The sequence below is a fragment of the Pseudomonas sp. P4_C3 genome (genome assembly GCF_056402075.1).
On record NZ_JBFUIC010000003.1, the window covers coordinates 50,644 to 70,758 of the forward strand.

Sequence of the window (20,115 nt, forward strand, 5' to 3'; positions counted from 1 at the left end):
AACCGCAGGCGTGCATGGGCTGCACGAAACTCTAGTGCGGCGAACACGAACGAGAGAGAGGGATGTGTTGCCAGATGCTAGCGCAACGAGATGGGGTTAACCGACTCAACGCCCGTCTGGGGGGATATCCATATTCAATCCTTGTCGGTTTTTTGGAGCGCCCCGGCACCACGAAGGCACCGGGGCGAATGCCGTTACCGGCTGACTTTCCAGGCATCCCCCGCAGGCGCCGTGCCATGGTCATACGGCTTGGCGATCCACATGTAGAGCAGACCCAAACCAATCACGATGGCAGTGCTCAGGACCATCGCGTAGTTGATGTACCACGCGGCATCCGGCGTGCGTGGCCAGGCCATGTTGATGATGGCACCGACACCATAGACCAGTGCGCCGATGTTCACTGCCCAGCCCCAGGCGCCGAGGGTGAATTTGCCGCTTGGTTTCCAGCCCTTCATGCGGGCGTACAGGGCCGCGAGCACGATCATCTGGAACGCCAGGTAGATGCCGATGGCCGCGAAGCTGACGATGGTGGCGACCGCGTCTTGCAGGAAGAAACCGAGGATGATGATCAGCGCCGGCAGGACACCGGACACGAACAGCGCGGCAACTGGAACCTGAGTCGTAGGGGAAATCTTTTTCAGCAGTCGGCTGCCGATGACCATTTCATCACGGGCGTAGGAATACAGCAGACGACTGGCCGCCGCTTGCAGGCTGATCACGCAGGAGATGAAGGAAATCATCACCACGCCCATCACCACTTTCGAACCCACCGGGCCGAAGGCGTTGTTGAGGATGGTGGTGACTGGATCCTTGTCGGTACCGTTGATCACGGCCTGCATGTCCGGCACGGCCAGGATCAGCGCCACGCAGGCGAACATCGCCGCGATCCCGCCGATGTAGATGGTCATGCGCATGGCCACCGGGATCTGCTTGCTCGGGTTCGGGGTTTCTTCGGCCACGTCGCCGCAGGCCTCGAAGCCGTAGTACAGGAACATCCCCGCCAGCGAAGCGGTGAGGAACGCTGGCAGGTACGAGCCGTCGACACTGATATCAAAGGTGTTGAACAACACGCTGATGGGTTGATGACGCTCGAAAATCAGCAGGTAAACGCCGACGATCACCGCGCCCACTAGCTCACAGAGGAAGCCGAACATGGCGATCCGCGCCAGCACTTTGGTGCCGCTGAGGTTGACCAGAGTGGCAAACAGCGTCAGGAACAGGGCGATGATGATGTTGGTGTTGTCGCTCGGTTCAAAGCCCATCATGGCGGCGAGGTACGGACCGGCACCTACGGCAACCGCCGCGATGGTCACGCACAGGGCGATGGAGTAGATCCAGCCGACCATCCACGCCCAGCGCTTGCCCACCAAGCGGCGAGCCCATGGGTACACGCCGCCGGAAATCGGGAACTGCGAAACCACTTCGCCGAAGATCAGGCACACCAGCAACTGGCCGCAACCGACCAGCAAGTAAGCCCAGAACATCGGTGGCCCGCCCGCGGCCAGGCACAGGCCGAACAGGGTATACACCCCGACGACCGGGGATAGGTAAGTGAAGCCCAGGGCGAAGTTTTCCCACAGGCTCATGCTGCGGTTGAAGTTGGAGGTGTAGCCCAGCTTGCGTAGTTGCTCGGCATCGCTGTCGGCAAGGGCTGCAGAGAGATCGGGTGATGCACTCATGTGTAGTTACTCCGGAAAATCGGCAGATTTCGGATGTCCGAAACCGTGACGGGGCCTTGAAGGCACCGCCCGGATCGGTGGTTATTGTTTTGTCTTCTTTGGGGTGGAGCCTGGTGGTGCTGGGTGCCGGTTTCTTCCTTGAAGTTGCGGTGACGCCATCGCGAGCAAGCTCGCTCCTACATGGACTGCGCAGTMCMTGTRGGAGCGAGCTTGCTCGCGATGCTTTTTCTAGTGCTTGAACATCACATGCCGCACAACGGTGTAGTCCTCCAACCCGTACATGGACATGTCCTTGCCATAGCCGGACAGTTTCTGACCTCCGTGAGGCATTTCACTGACGAGCATGAAGTGTGTATTCACCCAGGTGCAGCCGTACTGCAAACGGGCCGACAGGCGATGGGCACGGCCGACGTCGGCGGTCCACACGGAAGAGGCCAGGCCGTACTCCGAATCGTTGGCCCAGCCCAGCACCTGTGCTTCATCGCTGAATCTGGTCACCGACACCACTGGCCCGAACACTTCGCGGCGCACGATCTCGTCGTCCTGCTGCGCGTCGGCCAGCACGGTCGGTTCGAAGAAGTACCCGTCGCCGTCGACAGCTTTACCGCCAGTGATCAGGCGGATATGCGGCTGGGCTACGGCGCGTTCGACGAAACCGGCCACGCGGTCGCGGTGTTGCGCGGTGATCAGCGGGCCGAGTTCGGTCGATGGATCATCCTGCAAGCCGTACTTGATGCTGCTGACGGCCGCTCCGAGTTTCTCGACGAACTTGTCGTAGATGCCTGCCTGGGCATAGATGCGGCAGGCGGCGGTGCAGTCTTGCCCGGCGTTGTAGAAACCGAAGGTGCGGATGCCTTCGACGGCGGCGTCGATATCGGCGTCGTCGAAGATGATCACCGGGGCTTTGCCGCCCAATTCCATGTGCATGCGTTTGACGCTGTCGGCAGTGCTGGAAATGATGTTCGAGCCGGTGGCAATCGAGCCGGTCAGCGACACCATGCGCACTTTCGGGTGGGTGACCAGAGGGCTGCCGACGGTAGGGCCACGACCGAACACCAGGTTGAGCACACCAGCCGGGAAAATGTCCGACGCCAGTTCGGCCAGGCGCAGGGCGGTCAGTGGGGTTTGTTCCGACGGCTTGAGCACCACGGTATTACCGGCGGCCAGGGCCGGGGCGATTTTCCAGGCGACCATCATCAACGGGTAGTTCCAGGGCGCGATGGAGGCGATCACGCCCACCGGGTCGCGGCGGATCATCGAGGTGTGGCCGGGCAGGTATTCGCCACCGGCCGAACCGCTCATGCAGCGGCTGGCGCCGGCGAAGAAGCGGAACACGTCGGCAATCGCCGGGATCTCGTCGTTCAGCGCGGCGCTGTAAGGCTTGCCGCAGTTGTCCGATTCCAGTTTGGCCAGCTCTTCGCCATGGGCCTCGATGGCATCGGCGAGTTTGAGCAGCAGCAGCGAACGCGCTTTCGGCGGGGTCTGCGACCAGCTGTCGAACGCGGCGTCGGCGGCGCGTACGGCTGCATCGACCTGGGCTGCGCTGGCTTCGTTGATTTCCACCAGCACACGACCCTGTGCCGGGTTGAACACCGGTTGGGCGGGGCCTTCGCCGCTTTGCAGTTGGCCGTTGATCAAGAGTTTGGTTTGCATGGCTCTGTCCTCACTAACACTTTTATTTTGCTGCCTGAACCGGATCTAAATGTAGGAGTGAGCCTGCTCGCGATAGCGGTCTTACAGTCGACATCACTGTTGAATGACAGTCAGTCATCGCGAGCAGGCTCACTCCTACAGGGATTCGGTTCCTTCAGTGGTTATTTGGTTACTTCCCGCCGCTACCGGCAACGCTTTCGCCGCCCCGGGTCAGGTAATACGCACCAAGAATCGGCAGCATGGTCACCAGCATCACCAGCATCGCCACGACGTTGGTCACCGGCACGTCCCGTGGGCGGCTGAGCTGGTTGAGCAGCCACAGCGGCAGGGTGCGTTCATGGCCGGCGGTGAAGGTGGTGACGATGATTTCGTCGAACGACAGGGCAAACGCCAGCATGCCGCCGGCCAGCAACGCCGAGCCGAGGTTCGGCAGGATGATGTAGCGGAAGGTCTGCCAGCCGTCGGCGCCGAGGTCCATCGAGGCCTCGATCAAGCTGTGGGAGGTGCGGCGCAAGCGGGCGATGACGTTGTTGTAGACAATCACCACGCAGAAGGTCGCGTGGCCGACGATGATGGTGAACATCCCCGGCTCGATGCCCAATGTCTTGAAGGTCGCCAGCAACGCGATCCCGGTGATGATCCCCGGCAGGGCAATCGGCAGGATCAGCATCAGCGAGATGCCTTGCTTGCCGAAGAAGTCCCGGCGGTACAACGCGGCGGACGCCAGCGTGCCGAGGACCATGGCGATCAGGGTGGCAATCGAGGCGATCTGCAACGACAGCTTGATGGCTTCGAGCACGTCCGGCCGTGAGAACGCCACGCTGAGCCACTTCAGGGTGAAGCCCTTGGGCGGAAAGCTGAACGCAGCGTCTTCGGTGTTGAAGGCGTACAGGAAGATGATCAGGATCGGGAAGTGCAGGAACAGCAACCCGCCCCAGGCGGCAATGCGCAGGCCGAGAGAGGCCTGCCCTTGAGATGAAGATTCAGAGTGCATCGAAGGCCCCCAGTCGTTTGACGATGGACAGGTAGATGGCGATCAGCACGATCGGCACCAGGGTGAACGCTGCGGCCATCGGCATGTTGCCGATCGCGCCTTGCTGGGCATACACCATGCTGCCGACGAAGTAGCCGGGCGGGCCGACCAGTTGCGGTACGATGAAGTCGCCCAGGGTCAGCGAGAAGGTGAAGATGGAACCTGCGGCGATACCCGGGATCGACAGCGGCAGAATCACTTGCGTAAAGGTCTGGCGCGGCTTGGCACCGAGGTCGGCGGAGGCTTGCAGCAGCGACGGCGGCAGGCGCTCCAGCGAGGCCTGGATCGGCAGGATCATGAACGGCAACCAGATGTAGACGAATACCATGAAGCGCCCCAGATGCGAGGTCGACAAGGTGCTGCCGCCAACGCCCGGAATGCCCAGCACCAATTGCAGAACCGGTTCCAGCCCCAGGTGCTGCACGAACCACTGCGCCACGCCACCCTTGGCCAGCAGCAGCGTCCAGGCGTACGCCTTGACGATGTAACTGGCCCACATCGGCATCATCACCGCGATGTAGAAAAACGCCTTGGTCTTGCCCGTGGTGTAGCGCGCCATGTAGTAGGCAATCGGGAACGCGACGACGGCGCTGGCCATCGACACGACAATCGCCATGCCCAGGGTGCGCAGGATGATGTCGAAGTTCGACGGCTGGAACAGCGCGGTGAAGTTCGCCAGGGTCAGGTCAGGGGTGACCGCCATGGTGAAGTCATCGAAGGTGTAGAAACCCTGCCACAGCAGCACCAGCAACGAGCCCAGGTAGATCGCGCCGAACCACAGCAGCGGTGGCACCAGCAGCATCGACAGGTATAGGTTTGGCCGGCGATACAGCAGGTTGGAGAACCGGCGCAACGGCGAGCCGCCCGACTGGGTTTGGGAGATAGCCAGGGTGTTCATGTCACACCCCGCCCGCAACGGTGTCGTGCAATGCAATCATGGCTTCACGCGCCCAGCGTGCACTGATGCGTTGGCCGGTCTGGTGTTGTGCGCTGGTGTCCTGCCATTGGTTGTTGGCCTGGCTGATGTTCAGGGTCTGGCCGTTTTCCAGTTTCAGCTCGTAGCGGGTGGCGCTGCCCTGGTACTGGATATCGTGGAGCAAGCCGGTGACTTCGATTTCGTGGCTGGCCAGCGGGCCTTCGGCGAAACGCACATGCTCCGGGCGAATCGAGAACGGCTGCGGGTTGCCACTCAACTGCCTGGCCAGGTCGCCGCGAATCACGTTGGAAGTGCCAACGAATTCCGCCACGAAGGTGGTGGCCGGTTTCATGTACAGGTTGCGCGGACTATCGACTTGTTCGATGCGGCCCTTGTTGAACACGGCCACGCGGTCGGACATCGACAGTGCTTCGGTCTGGTCGTGGGTGACGAAAATGAAGGTGATGCCGAGCTGGCGTTGCAGCTTCTTCAACTCGCCCTGCATTTGCTCGCGCAGTTTCAGGTCGAGTGCACCGAGGGGTTCGTCGAGCAGCAGCACCCGTGGACGGTTGACCAAAGCGCGGGCGAGGGCCACACGCTGGCGCTGACCACCGGAGAGCTGCACCGGCTTACGCTCGCCGTAGCCGCCGAGGGCGACCATCTCCAGGGATTCTTCGGCGCGCTTGAGGCGTTCAGCCTTGCCGATGCCTTTAACCTTCAAGCCGTAGGCGACGTTGTCGCGAACGTTCATGTGCGGGAACAGCGCGTAATCCTGGAACACGGTGTTCACGTCACGCTGGTACGGCGGCAGGCCGGCGGCCTCTTCGCCATGAATCCGGATGGAACCTGCGCTCGGTTGTTCAAAACCGGCGATCAGGCGCAAGCAGGTGGTTTTGCCCGAGCCGGAAGGCCCCAGCATGGAGAAAAACTCGCCGTCCTGGATGTCGATGGAAACCCGGTCAACGGCTTTCACTTCGCCGAACTGACGGGAAACGTTGGTGAACTGGACTGCAAGCGTCATGGTGCGGTGCTCCAAAAAGGCGAAGGCCGTCGCAGCGGCCCTGCCTGGACTTCTGAAAAAACGAACATCTTTTATCTGCCAGCCGAGCGCGGAAGCGGCAACGACGGTGATCAAATGTGGGAGCGAGCTTGCTCGCGATGGCGGAGTGTCAGTCGATAGAGATACTGACTGTAATGCCCTCATCGCGAGCAAGCTCGCTCCCACAGGGGAGGGCGGGTTACCTGCCGCCCATGATCGCGATGTAGTCCTGGGTCCAGCGGCTGTACGGTACGAACTTGCCGCCTTCAGCTTGCGGGGTTTTCCAGAAGGCGATCTTGTCGAACTGGTCGAATCCGTTGGTCTTGCAGCCTTCGGCGCCGAGCAGTTCGCTCTCCTTGCACGCCGCCGGAACCGCTGGCAACGAGCCGAACCACGCCGCTACGTCACCCTGGACTTTCGGTTGCAGCGACCAGTTCATCCACTTGTAGGCGCAGTTCGGGTGCTTGGCCTCGGCGTGCATCATGGTGGTGTCGGCCCAACCGGTGGCGCCTTCTTTCGGGATGGTCGAGGCGATTGGCTGCTTCTCGTTCATCAGGCCGTTGACCTGATACGGCCACGCGCCGGAGGCGACCACGCCTTCGTTCTTGAAGTCGCTCATCTGTACCGTGGTGTCGTGCCAGTAGCGGTGGATCAACGGCTGCTGGGCGCGCAACAGGTCGAGCACGGCCTTGTATTGGGCTTCGGTCAGTTCGTAGGGGTTCTGGATGCCCAGTTCCGGCTTGGCGGTCTTCAGGTACAGCGCCGCGTCGGCGATGTAGATCGGGCCGTCATAGGCCTGCACACGGCCCTTGTTCGGCTTGCCGTCCGGCAGGTTTTCCGCATTGAACAGCACGCCCCAACTGGTGGGCGCGGTCTTGAACACGTTGGTGTTGTACATCAGCACGTTCGGGCCCCACTGATACGGGGCGCCGTAGGTCTGCTTGTTGACCACGTACCACGGTCCATCCTTGAGGCGCGGGTCGAGGTTTTTCCAGTTCGGGATCAACGCGGTGTTGATCGGCTGTACACGCTTGCCGACGATCAGGCGCAGAGAGGCATCGCCGGATGCGGTGACCAGGTCATAACCGCCCTTGGCCATCAGGCTAACCATTTCATCGGAGGTGGCCGCGGTCTTGACGTTGACCTTGCAGCCGGTTTCCTTCTCGAAACCGGTCACCCAGTCGTAGGCCTTGTCGCTCTCGCCACGTTCGATGTAGCCGGGCCAAGCCACAATATCCAGTTGGCCTTCGCCCGCCCCGACAGCTTTGAGCGGCTCGGCGGCCTGGACACTGGCACTGGCCAGCAGCGCGGTGGTGATTGCACTGAGCAGTGCGGTCTTGTGCACGAACATGGGAATTCCCTCTTCTTTAATTATGGTCGGGGCAGTGTCTTGAACGTGGTGAAGCATGCCGTTGGTGGCTTGTTATAAGCGTAGTCAGAGATGCTCGCCATGGCGGGCCATGATGTGCCGCACCACGCTGTAGTCCTGAAGCGAATCGCTGGACAGGTCTTTGCCGTAGCCCGAACGCTTCAGGCCGCCATGGGGCATTTCGCTGACCAGCATGAAGTGGCTGTTGATCCAGGTGCAGCCGTACTGCAAGCGCGCCGCGACCTGCATGGCCTTGTCGAGGTTCTGGGTCCAGACCGACGAGGCCAGGCCGTATTCCGAATCGTTGGCCCAGTCCACCGCTTGTTCCAGTTCATCGAAGCGAGTCACGGTGACCACCGGCCCGAACACTTCGCGCTGGACGATTTCATCGCCTTGCTTGCAGCCGGCCAACAGGGTCGGCTGGTAATAGAAGCCGGCACCGGAATGCACGGCTGCGCCGGTCACCCGCTCGATGTGCGGCTGGCCGAGGGCGCGTTCGACAAAACTGGCCACGCGGTCGCGCTGGCGGGTGCTGATCAGCGGGCCGATTTCATTGTCGGCGTCGCGTTTGCCGGCGAAGCGCAGGCTGCTGACGGCCGCGCCGAGTTCGACCACCAAACGGTCATGAATCCCGGCTTGGGCATAAATGCGGCAGGCAGCGGTACAATCCTGGCCTGCGTTGTAATAGCCGTAGGTGCGCACGCCTTCGACCACGGCCTGAATGTCGGCATCGTTGCAGACGATCACCGGGGCCTTGCCGCCGAGTTCGAGGTGGGTACGTTTGAGGGTTTTGGCGGCGGCTTGAAGAATTTTCTGGCCAGTGACGATATCGCCAGTCAGCGACACCATGCGCACTTTAGGGTGATTMACCAGGTGGCTGCCGACGCCTTCGCCACCACCGCAAACGATGTTGATCACACCCCGTGGCAGGATCTCGGCCAGCGCTGGCGCCAGGGCGAGGATCGACAGCGGCGTGTGTTCCGACGGCTTGAACACCAGGGTGTTGCCGGCGGCGAGGGCCGGGGCGATTTTCCACGCGGCCATCATGATCGGGTAGTTCCACGGCGCAATCGACGCCACGACCCCGATAGGATCGCGACGGACCATGCTGGTGTAGCCCGGCAGGTATTCGCCGCTGAGTTGGCCGGTCTGGCAGCGCACGGCACCTGCGAAGAAGCGGAACACGTCGACCGTGGCATTCAGGTCATCCTGACGGGCCAGGTGCAACGGCTTGCCGCAGTTCATGGATTCTAGGCGGGCCAGCAGGTCGGCATTTTTTTCGATGGCGTTGGCGATCTCCAGCAACAGGTTCGAACGCTGTTGTGGCGTGGTGCGTGACCAACCGGCAAAGGCTCGGTGGGCGGCGAGGATCGCGGCTTCGACTTGCTCGGTGCTGGCTTCGGCGATCCGGGTCAGGACTTCCCCGGTGGCGGGGTTGAGAATCGGCTCGACGCAGCCTTGACCGGCGACTAATTCACCATCGATCAACAATGCGGTGAACAACGGGGTCTGCGCGCCAGCCATTTTTCGGGTTCTCGTTTTTTGTGTGGCTTCTTGTGTAGACATGGCAGCGCTCCCAGTGGCTGGGGCCCGGCCGTCTTTATTAGATGCAACAAGACTAGTTCGCGGACCCGAGGACAACAAATACTAAATACTGAAGGTGGCGTTCGATTAAATAGATGGCTTGCGCCCGCCTTGGGGTTGTTCGCGGGCGACCGTGAGAAACGGGTCCACCAGCGCCGGCCGCGCGGTACCGCGACGCCACGCCAGGCCGACATCCAGGGTCTGGCTGAGGTCGGCAATCGGCCGCGCTTCGATGATGTCGCCCTCCAGTGACCACGGGCGATAGGTCATGTCGGGCTGGATCGACACGCCCAATCCGGCGGCCACCAGGCTGCGCACCGCTTCGGTCGAAGCCGTGCGCAGGGTGATGCGCGGTTGCAGTGAGGCTGCTGACCACATGCGCTGGGCGTTGCGGTCCATTTCATCGACGTTCAGTTGAATCAAAGGCTCGCGGGCCACGTCGGCGAGGTTGATGCTGTCGTGTTCCAGCAACGGGTGCTGGGCCGGCAGCCATAGCCGGTGCGGTGAGTGGGTCAGCACTTCGGTCTGCAAGGCGTGGCGGTCTTCGAGGTTGGACAGGATCAGTACGCCGACATCGATCTCGCCGCTGACCAGCAAATGCTCGATGTAGGGGCGCTCATCCTCCATCACGCGGATTTCCACGTTGGGGTAGGCGCGCTGGAAGCGGGTGAGCAAATCCGCCAGGTAATAACCGGCCACCAGGCTGGTCACGCCGACGATCAACTGTCCGGCGACCTGATCGGTGCTCTGTTGCAGGCTGCGCTTGGCGTTATCCACCGTGGCCAGGATCAAGTGCGCCTGACGCAGGAATTGATGGCCCTGGTGGGTCAGGGTCATGCCCTTGGCATGGCGGCTGAACAGGCTGACGCCGATTTCCTCTTCCAGTTGCTGGATCGCCAGGGTCAGGGTCGACTGGGAAATGAACGCGGTTTGTGCGGCGGCGGAGATAGAGCCAGTCTCGGCCACGGCGATGAAATGACGGATCTGACGCAAGGTCATCATGGGAAAGCACCCGGTGGGCTGTTTTTATCGATTGGTGAGAGTGTATATCGTTTTTTCTGATAGGTAGGCGCAAGCGGCAATGCGCGCATTGAGGGGATGCAACATCTGGAAGCACTCTCGCCGACGGGACGTGGGCACTTTCGATCTAGGCTGGTGGCCTTGGTTTCAGGTTAAACGTCTTGTGGAGGCGGCAAATGAACACCCGTGGATTGCTCGATCAACTACTCAAATCCGGCCAGGACCTGTTGCAGAACAAGGCCGGTAGCTCCCAGCAAAAGGGTGCGAGCGGTGGCACCAGTGTCCTCGGTAGCTTGCTCTCCGGCGCGAGTGGCGGGGCATTGGCGGCAGGCGCCATGGGCTTGCTGCTCGGCAGCAAAAAGGCCCGTAAAGTCGGGGGCAAGGTTGCGGTCTACGGCGGTCTCGCCGCGTTGGGCGCGCTGGCTTACAAAGCCTACGGCAACTGGCAAGCGCAGCAGGGCGGTGCGGCCGGTACGGAACCGCAAACCCTGGACCGCGTGCCGGCCGCGCAAGTCGAGCTGCACAGTCAGGCGATTCTCAAGGCGCTGGTGGCGGCGGCCAAGGCTGACGGTCATGTCGATGAGCGTGAGCGTGCCTTGATCGAAGGCGAATTCACCCGGCTCGACAGCGATCAGGAACTGCAACACTGGCTGCACGCCGAGCTCAACAAGCCGCTGGACCCGAGCGATGTCGCCCGCGCCGCCCGCTCCCCGGAAATCGCCGCCGAGATGTACATCGCCAGCGTGATGATGGTGGATGAGGAAAACTTCATGGAGAAGGCCTACCTCGACGAGCTGGCGCGCCAGCTCAAGCTGGAGCCGGGGTTGAAGGCCGAGCTGGAGAAGCAGGTTCGCCAGGCTTCCCTGTAAACCTTCAGTCCGCCATCGCGAGCAAGCTCGCTCCCACAGGGGGATCTTCAGTGATCACAGATTTTGTGTACGCCAGAGATTCAATGTGGGAGCGAGCTTGCTCGCGATGGCGTTTTCGGCCACAACACCTCCCCAATGACTATTGCACGGTCCCTTTCTGCCCAATCATCCCAGGCACCCATCCCGCCTTTTTTCAACGGGATGAGAAGCGGTGCGCACCGTCTTATAAATGAAACACCACCCTCGGCTATACTCCCCGCATTTCGAATCAGGCCCCGAGGATTGACTGTGAAGAACTGGACGTTACGCCAACGCATTTTGGCGAGCTTTGCGGTAATTATCGCCATCATGTTGCTGATGGTGGTCGTCTCGTATTCCCGGCTGTTGACGATCGAAAACAGCGAGGCCAGCGTGCGTGAGGACGCTCTGCCAGGGTTGTATTACAGTTCGATGATTCGTGGCGCGTGGTCCGACAGTTATGTACGCATTCAGGCCATGCTCGGCCTGGAGGAAGGGCAGGGCTTCAGTGCCGAGGATGCCGCGAACTTCAAGGGCTTCGCTGAGCGGTTGAACGAGCAGATGGACCTCTACCGTGCAACGATTACCGACGAAGAAGACAGGGTCGATTACGCAGCCTTCGAAAAACTTCATGAGGACTACCACCGGATTCTGGCCGAGGTGATCGAGTTGTATAAACGCAACCAGAACGCCGAGGCCGTCAACATGTTCAAAGGTGAACTGACCCCGACCTGGATAGCGGGTCGAATGAAGGTCAATGACATCCTGCGTCATAACAAGACTGTGGCGGACAGAGAAATCGCGGCCATTGATGATGCGGTGCTCACCGCCAAAGTCATCATGGGCATTTCCCTGGCGATCGCGGTGCTGGCCGCCGCCCTCTGCGGCCTGTTGTTGATGCGCGCCATCATGGCGCCGATGAACCGCATCGTGAAAATCCTCGAAATCATGCGCACCGGTGACCTCAGCAGCCGCCTGAATCTGGAGCGCAAGGACGAATTCGGCGCGGTAGAGACCGGCTTCAATGACATGATGACCGAGCTCACATCCCTGGTGTCCCAGGCCCAGCGTTCGTCGGTGCAGGTGACCACGTCGGTGACCGAGATCGCCGCGACGTCCAAGCAGCAACAAGCCACCGCCACCGAAACTGCCGCCACCACCACGGAAATCGGTGCGACTTCCCGTGAAATCGCCGCCACTTCCCGGGATCTGGTGCGCACCATGACCGAGGTTTCCACCGCCGCCGATCAGGCTTCCGTAGCCGCCGGTTCCGGCCAGCAGGGCCTGGCACGCATGGAGGAAACCATGCACTCGGTGATGGGCGCAGCCGATCTGGTCAACGCCAAACTGGCGATCCTCAACGAGAAGGCCGGCAACATCAATCAGGTGGTGGTGACCATCGTCAAGGTCGCCGACCAGACCAACCTGTTGTCGCTCAACGCCGCCATCGAGGCCGAGAAGGCCGGGGAATACGGACGCGGTTTTGCCGTGGTCGCCACCGAAGTGCGGCGTCTGGCGGACCAGACGGCGGTGGCCACCTATGACATCGARCAGATGGTTCGCGAGATCCAGTCGGCGGTATCGGCCGGGGTCATGGGCATGGACAAGTTCTCCGAGGAAGTGCGTCGCGGCATGTCCGAGGTGCAGCAAGTCGGCGAGCAGTTGTCGCAGATCATCCATCAGGTTCAGGCGCTGGCGCCGCGGGTGCTGATGGTCAACGAAGGCATGCAGGCCCAGGCCACCGGCGCCGAGCAGATCAACCACGCGCTGGTGCAGTTGGGCGATGCCAGCAGCCAGACCGTCGAGTCTCTGCGTCAGGCCAGTTTCGCCATCGATGAGCTGAGCCAGGTGGCCGTCGGGCTGCGCAGCGGCGTTACGCGATTCAAAGTCTGATGAGCGAAATCTCGGCCAAACGCTCTGCCGTGAAGCAGGCGCCGCATGCATTGTTTCTGGTGTTCCGCATCGGCAGCGAGCGCTATGCGTTGCAAGCCATCGAGGTGACGGAAGTGCTGCCGCGCCTGCCCTTGAAGCCCATTCCCCATGCACCCGTCTGGGTCGCCGGGGTGTTCGCCTATCGGGGCACCGTGGTGCCGGTGATCGACTTGAGCGCACTGACGTTTGGTACGCCTGCGCAGGCCCGTACCAGCACGCGACTGGTGCTGGTCAACTATCGCCCGGATGAAACTACCGAAACACAGTTGCTCGGATTGATTCTGGAACAGGCGACCGACACCTTGCGCTGCGATCCGGCGGATTTTCAGCCCTACGGTCTGGACAATCGCCAGGCGCCTTACCTCGGGCCGGTGCGCAAGGACGAGCAGGGCTTGCTGCAATGGGTACGGGTCAGCGATCTGCTGGACGAACAGGTTCGCGCCTTGTTGTTCCCCTCGCCGCCACTGGATCCGGCGCTGTTGGAGGAGCGGCCATGAACAGCGATCAGCGTTTTTTCGACTTCCTCAAGGAGCGTATCGGACTCGACGTGACTTCCGTGGGGCTGGCAATCATCGAGCGAGCGGTGCGCCAGCGCAGCATTGCGGCGCAAGCACCCTCGGCCGATGAGTATTGGCGCACCTTGCAGGGCTCGCGGGACGAACAGCAGGCGTTGATCGAAGCGGTGATCGTTCCGGAAACCTGGTTCTTCCGTTATCCGGAATCCTTCGCCACCCTGGCGAAACTGGCGAGCAAACGTCTGGCTGAAATCAACAATCTGCGTGCGCTGCGGATCCTCAGCCTGCCGTGTTCCACTGGCGAGGAACCCTACTCGATCGCCATGGCATTGCTCGATGCCGGGCTCAAGCCGCACCAGTTCAAGGTCGACGGCATGGACGTCAGCCCGCTGTCGGTGGAAAAAGCCGGGCGCGCCTTGTACGGCAGGAATTCCTTTCGGGGCGACGACATTGCGTTTCGCGATCGCCATTTCATTGCCGAGGGTGACAGCTATCGCCTGAACCCGTGTGTGCAGGAGCAGGTGCGCTTGCAGGTCGGCAATCTGCTGGATCCGGCCTTGCTGGCCGGTGACCCGCCATTCGATTTCGTGTTTTGTCGCAACCTGCTGATTTACTTCGACCAGCCGACCCAGAAGCAAGTCTTCGAAGTGCTCAAATGCCTGACCCACGTTGACGGCGTGCTGTTTATCGGTCCGGCCGAAGGCAGTCTGCTGGGGCGTTTGGGGATGCGTTCGATCGGTATCGCACAGTCCTTCGCGTTCAGTCGACAGGGGACTCCGGACTTCGAACCCTTGCCGGCATTCGTTCCAGCACCATTGCCTGTGCCGCAACCGCTACGCAACCCACCGCCTGCGCCAGTGCGCAGTCGCCCATTTGCCAGTGTTGTTCCGCTGGCTTCTGCGCCGAAAACGTCTGGCACCGATACGGCCGTGCTGCTGGCGAACATCGCCGCGCTGGCCGATGAAGGCAAAAGCGCCGAGGCGAGGGCCGCTTGTGAAAACTATTTGCGCGGTCATGAACCGGTAGCCCAGGTGTTCTATTGGCTGGGACTGCTCAGCGATGTCGCCGGAAACGTCCTCGAAGCCCAGGGCTTTTATCGCAAGGCGTTGTACCTCGAACCGCAACATCCCGATGCGTTGATGCACTTGGCCGCATTGCTGCAGGCCCAGGGCGACGCGACGGGGGCCAGACGATTGCAGCAGCGTGCCGCCCGCAGCGAGCGCGCCGCCGACAGTGAGCGCGCCGCCGACAGTGAGCGTAAACGATGATCGCCACCGACACCTTTAGTGTCACCCGGGATGCCCAGGCCATCGACGACTGCTGGAACCGTATTGGTATCCACGGTGACAAGTCCTGCCCGTTGCTGGCCGAACATGTTCATTGCCGCAATTGTGCGGTGTATTCGGCGGCCGCCACACGCTTGCTCGATCGCTATGCGTTGCAGCAGGAGGATCGCGGGCCAGTGTCCGTCACGGTCGAGAGCGAGGTGAAAACCCGCTCGTTGTTGATGTTCCGTCTGGGTGAAGAATGGCTGGGCCTGGCCACGCGCAATCTGGTCGAGGTGGCGCCGCTGCAGGCGATTCACTCCTTGCCGCACCAGCGCTCCCGAGCCTTGCTCGGCGTAGCGAATGTGCGCGGCGCCTTGGTTGCCTGTCTGTCACTGGTGGAGCTGCTCGGCCTCGACGGCGCCAGCAACGTCGCACCCGGCACTCGGGTCATGCCGCGCATGCTGATCATTGCGGCCCACGGCGGGCCGGTGGTAGTGCCGGTGGACGAAGTCGACGGGATTCACGCCATCGACGAGCAAATCCTCGATACCGCATCGCGCTCGGGTGCTCAGGCCAGCGCCAAATACACCCGTGGCGTGTTGCAATTCAAAGGTCGCAGCCTGCGTTGGCTGGATGAAGAACAGCTGTTGTCCGCCGTGACCCGGAGCCTCACATGACCCCCGAGCAAATGCGCGACGCCTCTTTGCTGGAGCTGTTCAGCCTGGAGGCCGAAGCCCAGACCCTGGTCTTGAGTGTCGGCCTGCTGGCGCTTGAGCGCGACCCGACCCTGGCCGATCAACTTGAATCGTGCATGCGTGCGGCGCACTCACTCAAGGGGGCGGCGCGGATCGTTGGCGTCGATGCCGGGGTCAGCGTTGCCCATGTGATGGAAGATTGCCTGGTCAGTGCCCAGGAAGGGCGTTTGTTGCTGCGTCCCGGGCACATCGATGCGTTGTTGCAAGGCACCGATTTGCTGATGCGCATTGCCACGCCAGGCAGCACGCCGGGGGACGCGGACATCGACGCCTATGTGGCATTGATGGCGCGGATACTGGACCCGACGGCGCCGTTGATTGCACCAGCAGAACCGGTGATGGCCGAACTTCAACTCGAAGCACCCGCGCCCAAGGTCGAGTCGTTGGCGCCTGCCGACGAACAGCCATCGGCGCCAGCCCCGCGCAAGATCACACGCACCACCGAAAACGGCGAACGCGTGCTGCGTGTCACCGCCGAACGCCTGAACAGCCTGCTCGATCTGTCGAGCAAATCCCTGGTGGAAACCCTGCGGCTCAAACCGCACCTTGCGACCATGCAGCGCCTCAAGCGCATGCAGAGCAACAGCCTGCGTGCACTGGAGAGTCTCAACGTGCATCTCAAGGATCATGCCTTGAGCCTGGAGGCCCGGGAAGCCCTTGAGGATGCGCGCCGCTTGCTCGCGCAATCCCAGCAACTGCTCATGGAAAAGAACACCGAACTCGATGAGTTCGCCTGGCATGCCAGCCAGCGGGCACAGGTGTTATACGACACGGCGCTGGCCTGTCGCATGCGGCCGTTTGCCGATGTGCTGACCGGTCAGGTGCGTATGGTCCGTGATCTGGGGCGCGATCTGGGCAAACAGGTGCGACTGGAGATTGAAGGCGAGAAGACTCAGGTTGATCGCGACGTGCTGGAAAAGCTCGAAGCGCCGCTGACTCACTTGTTGCGCAATGCGGTCGACCACGGCATCGAAACCCCGGAACAGCGCCTGCTGGCGGGCAAGCCGGCGGAAGGTTTGATTCGCCTGCGCGCTTCGCATCAGGCCGGCCTGCTGGTGCTGGAATTGAGCGATGACGGTAACGGCGTGGACCTGGAAAAGGTCCGTCGCAGCATCGTTGAACGTAGTTTGTCGCCCGCGCAAACCGCCGCGCAGTTGAGCGAAGAAGAGCTGCTGACGTTCCTGTTCCTGCCCGGTTTCAGTTTGCGCGACACGGTCACCGAGGTGTCCGGTCGCGGCGTCGGCCTGGATGCGGTGCAGCATATGGTCCGGCAGTTGCGCGGCGCGGTGGTGCTGGAGCAGACGGCGGGCGAGGGCAGTCGTTTCCACCTTGAGGTACCGCTGACCCTGTCGGTGGTGCGCAGCCTCGTGGTGGAAGTCGGCGACGAAGCCTATGCCTTCCCGCTGGCGCATATCGAGCGCATGTGCGACCTGGAGCCGGCGGATATCGTGCAGGTCGAAGGCCGCCAGCATTTCTGGCACGAAGGCCGGCATGTCGGCCTGGTGGCGGCCAGTCAGTTGCTGCAGCGTCCGGCCAGTCAGAACAGCGGGCAAACCCTGAAAGTCGTGGTGATTCGCGAGCGCGATGCGATCTACGGCGTGGCAGTGGAACGGTTTATCGGTGAGCGGACATTGGTGGTGTTGCCGCTGGATGAGCGTCTGGGCAAGGTGCAGGACATTTCCGCCGGGGCCCTGCTCGACGACGGTTCGGTGGTGCTGATCGTCGATGTCGAAGACATGCTGCGTTCGGTGGATAAATTGCTCAACACGGGGCGTCTGGAGCGCATTGCCCGCCACAGCAATCAGGTGGTCGAGGCGGCCCGCAAACGAATTCTGGTGGTGGATGATTCCCTGACCGTGCGTGAGTTGCAGCGCAAGCTGTTGCTCCATCGCGGCTACGACGTGGCGGTTGCGGTGGACGGCATGGACGGCTGGAACGCGCTGCGTTCGGAGGATTTCGATCTGCTGATCACCGACATCGATATGCCGCGCATGGATGGCATCGAACTGGTCACGCTGCTGCGTCGGGACAATCGCCTGCAATCGCTGCCGGTGATGGTGGTGTCCTACAAGGATCGTGAAGAGGACCGGCGTCGTGGACTGGATGCCGGGGCCGACTATTATCTAGCCAAGGCCAGTTTTCATGACGACGCCTTGCTCGATGCGGTGGTCGAGCTCATCGGAGGAGCGCGGGCATGAGAATCGCAATCGTCAACGACATGCCCATGGCGGTGGAGGCCCTGCGCCGCGCCCTGGCATTCGAGCCGGCCCACGAGGTGGTCTGGGTTGCCGGCAATGGCGTCGAGGCGGTGCGCCAGTGCGCGCTGGACACGCCGGACCTGATTCTGATGGACCTGATCATGCCGGTGATGGACGGCGTCGAGGCCACGCGGCGGATCATGGCCGAGACCCCGTGTGCCATCGTCATCGTCACTGTGGATAGCCAGCAGAACGTGCACCGGGTGTTCGAGGCCATGGGCCACGGTGCGCTGGACGTGGTCGACACCCCGGCCATCGGCACTGGCAATGCCCAGGAAGCGGCCGCGCCGTTGTTGCGCAAGATCCTCAACATCGGCTGGCTGATCGGCGACAAGGGCAACCGCCCGCGTCCGGCGCCGACACCGTTGCGCAGCACGGGCTCACGCCAGAGCCTGATCGCCATTGGCTCATCCGCCGGTGGGCCGGCAGCGCTGGAAGTCTTGCTCAAGGGACTGCCGAGTGATTTCTCTCCGGCCATCGTGCTGGTGCAGCACGTTGACCAGGTGTTTGCCGCCGGCATGGCTGAATGGCTCGGCAGCGCCAGCGGCCTCAATGTGCGCCTGGCCGAGAACGGCGAGCCGCCGCAAAGCGGCACGGTATTGCTGGCCGGCACCAATCACCATATTCGCTTGCTGAAAAACGGCACGCTGGCCTACACCGCCGAGCCGGTCAACGAGATCTACCGGCCCTCCATCGATGTGTTCTTCGAGAGCGTGGCCAGTTACTGGAACGGTGACGCCGTGGGGGTTTTGCTCACCGGCATGGGGCGTGATGGCGCCCAGGGGCTTAAACTCATGCGCCAACAGGGCTTCCTGACCATCGCACAAGACCAAAACAGCAGTGCGGTGTACGGCATGCCGAAGGCGGCCGCGGCCATCGACGCTGCCGTGGAAATTCGCCCGCTGGACAAGATAGCACCACGATTGCTGGAGATTTTCGCCAAATGAGCACCTTTTTCCTCATTCCTGGCTCAAGTAGTACTCAGGTGACCGCACATGAATGAATTACAGCTCGACGGCTATAAGACCGACGAAAACGCCGCCATGGTGTTGCTGGTGGACGATCAGGCCATGATCGGCGAAGCCGTGCGCCGCGGTTTGGCGAACGAAGAGAATATCGATTTCCACTTCTGCGCCGACCCGCACCAGGCCATCGCCCACGCGGTCCGCATCAAGCCGACAGTGATCCTGCAGGATTTAGTGATGCCCGGCCTTGACGGCCTGAGCCTGGTACGTGAATACCGCAATCACCCGGCGACCAAGGACATTCCGATCATCGTCCTGTCGACCAAGGAGGATCCGTTGATCAAGAGCGCGGCCTTTGCGGCCGGAGCCAACGATTATCTGGTCAAGCTGCCGGATAACATCGAACTGGTCGCACGCATCCGCTATCACTCGCGCTCCTATATGACCCTGCTGCAACGGGATGCGGCGTACCGTGCGTTGCGGGTCAGCCAGCAGCAGTTGCTCGACACCAACCTGGTGCTGCAACGCCTGATGAACTCCGATGGCCTGACCGGGTTGTCGAACCGTCGGCACTTCGATGAATACATGGAACTGGAGTGGCGCCGTTCGCTGCGCGAGCAAAGCCAGTTGTCGTTGCTGATGATCGATGTGGATTACTTCAAGGCTTATAACGACAGCTTCGGCCACCTGGAAGGCGATGAAGCCCTGCGCAAGGTCGCCGCGGCGATCAAGGACGCCAGTGCCCGGCCTTCGGACCTGCCGGCCCGATACGGCGGTGAAGAGTTTGCCCTGGTGCTACCCAACACTTCCCAGGGCGGTGCACGGCTAGTGGCGGAAAAGCTGCGCATGACCGTGGCCGCCCTGAAGATCCCGCACATTTCACCGAACGAAGGTTCGAGCCTGACCATCAGCATCGGCCTGTCGACTATCACGCCGAAAGCAGGCAGCAACTGCCGCGACCTGATCCTGGCGGCGGACAAGGGGCTGTATTCGGCGAAGAACAATGGGCGTAATCAGGTTGGGGTGGAGTGATCTCCCCTATTTCCTGAGCGACGCAAAGCCCTGTGGGAGCGAGCTTGCTCGCGATGACGGAGTGTCAGTCCATGGAACTATCGACTGACACWMCGYCATCGCGAGCAAGCTCGCTCCCACAATGGCCTCAATCGCCGTAAAGAACGTCTGCAACCCTGCCTTTTCGGCCAAGCGGACTGCCGTTACCGACCGTTTCCCGGTATACTCGCC

16 protein-coding genes are annotated in these 20,115 nt (G+C 61.8%); 8 read left to right on the forward strand and 8 right to left on the reverse strand.

Features of this window, described 5'->3' with window-relative positions:
• Positions 1-194 precede the first annotated feature (194 nt).
• The 8 genes from AC1DVH_RS01445 to AC1DVH_RS01480 all read right to left on the reverse strand — a co-directional run bounded on the left by AC1DVH_RS01445 (position 195) and on the right by AC1DVH_RS01480 (position 10,275).
• Complete coding sequence (locus tag AC1DVH_RS01445; protein ID WP_477752339.1) at positions 195-1,679, reverse strand: APC family permease; 1,485 nt, start codon at positions 1,677-1,679, stop codon at positions 195-197.
• Positions 1,680-1,907: 228 nt separating this feature from the next.
• Positions 1,908-3,332 (reverse strand): gamma-aminobutyraldehyde dehydrogenase, encoded by a 1,425-nt coding sequence (locus tag AC1DVH_RS01450; protein ID WP_477752340.1) that lies wholly within the window; start codon positions 3,330-3,332, stop codon positions 1,908-1,910.
• A 169-nt stretch (positions 3,333-3,501) separates the two neighbouring features.
• A complete protein-coding gene (locus AC1DVH_RS01455; protein WP_477752341.1) occupies positions 3,502-4,326 on the reverse strand; it encodes an ABC transporter permease in 825 nt (274 codons plus the stop codon).
• Positions 4,316-5,263, reverse strand: a complete 948-nt coding sequence (locus AC1DVH_RS01460; protein WP_477752342.1) for an ABC transporter permease — start codon at positions 5,261-5,263, stop codon at positions 4,316-4,318. Before AC1DVH_RS01460 ends, AC1DVH_RS01455 begins: the two co-directional genes overlap by 11 nt.
• A 1-nt stretch (position 5,264) precedes the next feature.
• Complete coding sequence (locus tag AC1DVH_RS01465; RefSeq protein WP_477752343.1) at positions 5,265-6,302, reverse strand: ABC transporter ATP-binding protein; 1,038 nt, start codon at positions 6,300-6,302, stop codon at positions 5,265-5,267.
• 217 nt (positions 6,303-6,519) lie between these two features.
• Positions 6,520-7,671: a putative ABC transporter substrate-binding protein YdcS gene (ydcS, locus tag AC1DVH_RS01470; protein ID WP_477752344.1), complete on the reverse strand. Its 1,152-nt coding sequence runs from the start codon at positions 7,669-7,671 to the stop codon at positions 6,520-6,522.
• An 84-nt stretch (positions 7,672-7,755) separates the two neighbouring features.
• Entirely contained in the window at positions 7,756-9,255 is a 1,500-nt protein-coding gene (locus AC1DVH_RS01475; protein ID WP_477752345.1) for a gamma-aminobutyraldehyde dehydrogenase, read from the reverse strand.
• 105 nt (positions 9,256-9,360) lie between these two features.
• Positions 9,361-10,275: a LysR family transcriptional regulator gene (locus AC1DVH_RS01480; RefSeq protein WP_477752346.1), complete on the reverse strand. Its 915-nt coding sequence runs from the start codon at positions 10,273-10,275 to the stop codon at positions 9,361-9,363.
• A gap of 194 nt (positions 10,276-10,469) precedes the next feature.
• Between AC1DVH_RS01480 and AC1DVH_RS01485 the strand changes: the two genes are divergently transcribed.
• The 8 genes from AC1DVH_RS01485 (at position 10,470) to AC1DVH_RS01520 (ending at position 19,905) form a co-directional block, all read left to right on the forward strand.
• Entirely contained in the window at positions 10,470-11,162 is a 693-nt protein-coding gene (locus tag AC1DVH_RS01485) for a tellurite resistance TerB family protein (protein ID WP_477752347.1), read from the forward strand.
• Positions 11,163-11,450: 288 nt separating this feature from the next.
• The gene (locus tag AC1DVH_RS01490) at positions 11,451-13,073 is read left to right on the forward strand and encodes a methyl-accepting chemotaxis protein (RefSeq protein WP_477752348.1); all 1,623 of its coding nucleotides are present in this window, start codon (positions 11,451-11,453) and stop codon (positions 13,071-13,073) included.
• Complete coding sequence (locus tag AC1DVH_RS01495) at positions 13,073-13,609, forward strand: chemotaxis protein CheW (protein ID WP_477752349.1); 537 nt, start codon at positions 13,073-13,075, stop codon at positions 13,607-13,609. Before AC1DVH_RS01490 ends, AC1DVH_RS01495 begins: the two co-directional genes overlap by 1 nt.
• The gene (locus AC1DVH_RS01500) at positions 13,606-14,895 is read left to right on the forward strand and encodes a CheR family methyltransferase (RefSeq protein WP_477752350.1); all 1,290 of its coding nucleotides are present in this window, start codon (positions 13,606-13,608) and stop codon (positions 14,893-14,895) included. Before AC1DVH_RS01495 ends, AC1DVH_RS01500 begins: the two co-directional genes overlap by 4 nt.
• Entirely contained in the window at positions 14,892-15,572 is a 681-nt protein-coding gene (locus AC1DVH_RS01505) for a chemotaxis protein CheW (protein WP_477752351.1), read from the forward strand. The genes AC1DVH_RS01500 and AC1DVH_RS01505 overlap by 4 nt, the downstream gene beginning before the upstream one ends.
• On the forward strand, positions 15,569-17,848 hold the full coding sequence (locus AC1DVH_RS01510; protein WP_477752352.1) for a response regulator: 2,280 nt from the start codon (positions 15,569-15,571) through the stop codon (positions 17,846-17,848). The genes AC1DVH_RS01505 and AC1DVH_RS01510 overlap by 4 nt, the downstream gene beginning before the upstream one ends.
• Positions 17,845-18,855: a chemotaxis-specific protein-glutamate methyltransferase CheB gene (gene cheB / locus AC1DVH_RS01515; protein WP_477752353.1), complete on the forward strand. Its 1,011-nt coding sequence runs from the start codon at positions 17,845-17,847 to the stop codon at positions 18,853-18,855. Before AC1DVH_RS01510 ends, cheB begins: the two co-directional genes overlap by 4 nt.
• A 48-nt stretch (positions 18,856-18,903) precedes the next feature.
• A complete protein-coding gene (locus AC1DVH_RS01520; RefSeq protein WP_477752354.1) occupies positions 18,904-19,905 on the forward strand; it encodes a diguanylate cyclase domain-containing protein in 1,002 nt (333 codons plus the stop codon).
• Positions 19,906-20,115 lie beyond the last annotated feature (210 nt).

Coding starts and splice junctions, on each gene's coding strand:
- AC1DVH_RS01465 (WP_477752343.1), bottom strand. CDS start 6,302: ATGACGCTTGCAGTCCAGTTCACCAACGTTTCCCGTCAGTTCGGCGAA.
- AC1DVH_RS01485 (WP_477752347.1), top strand. CDS start 10,470: ATGAACACCCGTGGATTGCTCGATCAACTACTCAAATCCGGCCAGGAC.
- AC1DVH_RS01445 (WP_477752339.1), bottom strand. CDS start 1,679: ATGAGTGCATCACCCGATCTCTCTGCAGCCCTTGCCGACAGCGATGCC.
- AC1DVH_RS01480 (WP_477752346.1), bottom strand. CDS start 10,275: ATGATGACCTTGCGTCAGATCCGTCATTTCATCGCCGTGGCCGAGACT.
- cheB (WP_477752353.1), top strand. CDS start 17,845: ATGAGAATCGCAATCGTCAACGACATGCCCATGGCGGTGGAGGCCCTG.
- AC1DVH_RS01505 (WP_477752351.1), top strand. CDS start 14,892: ATGATCGCCACCGACACCTTTAGTGTCACCCGGGATGCCCAGGCCATC.
- AC1DVH_RS01495 (WP_477752349.1), top strand. CDS start 13,073: ATGAGCGAAATCTCGGCCAAACGCTCTGCCGTGAAGCAGGCGCCGCAT.
- AC1DVH_RS01450 (WP_477752340.1), bottom strand. CDS start 3,332: ATGCAAACCAAACTCTTGATCAACGGCCAACTGCAAAGCGGCGAAGGC.
- AC1DVH_RS01455 (WP_477752341.1), bottom strand. CDS start 4,326: ATGCACTCTGAATCTTCATCTCAAGGGCAGGCCTCTCTCGGCCTGCGC.
- AC1DVH_RS01520 (WP_477752354.1), top strand. CDS start 18,904: ATGAATGAATTACAGCTCGACGGCTATAAGACCGACGAAAACGCCGCC.
- AC1DVH_RS01500 (WP_477752350.1), top strand. CDS start 13,606: ATGAACAGCGATCAGCGTTTTTTCGACTTCCTCAAGGAGCGTATCGGA.
- AC1DVH_RS01510 (WP_477752352.1), top strand. CDS start 15,569: ATGACCCCCGAGCAAATGCGCGACGCCTCTTTGCTGGAGCTGTTCAGC.
- ydcS (WP_477752344.1), bottom strand. CDS start 7,671: ATGTTCGTGCACAAGACCGCACTGCTCAGTGCAATCACCACCGCGCTG.
- AC1DVH_RS01460 (WP_477752342.1), bottom strand. CDS start 5,263: ATGAACACCCTGGCTATCTCCCAAACCCAGTCGGGCGGCTCGCCGTTG.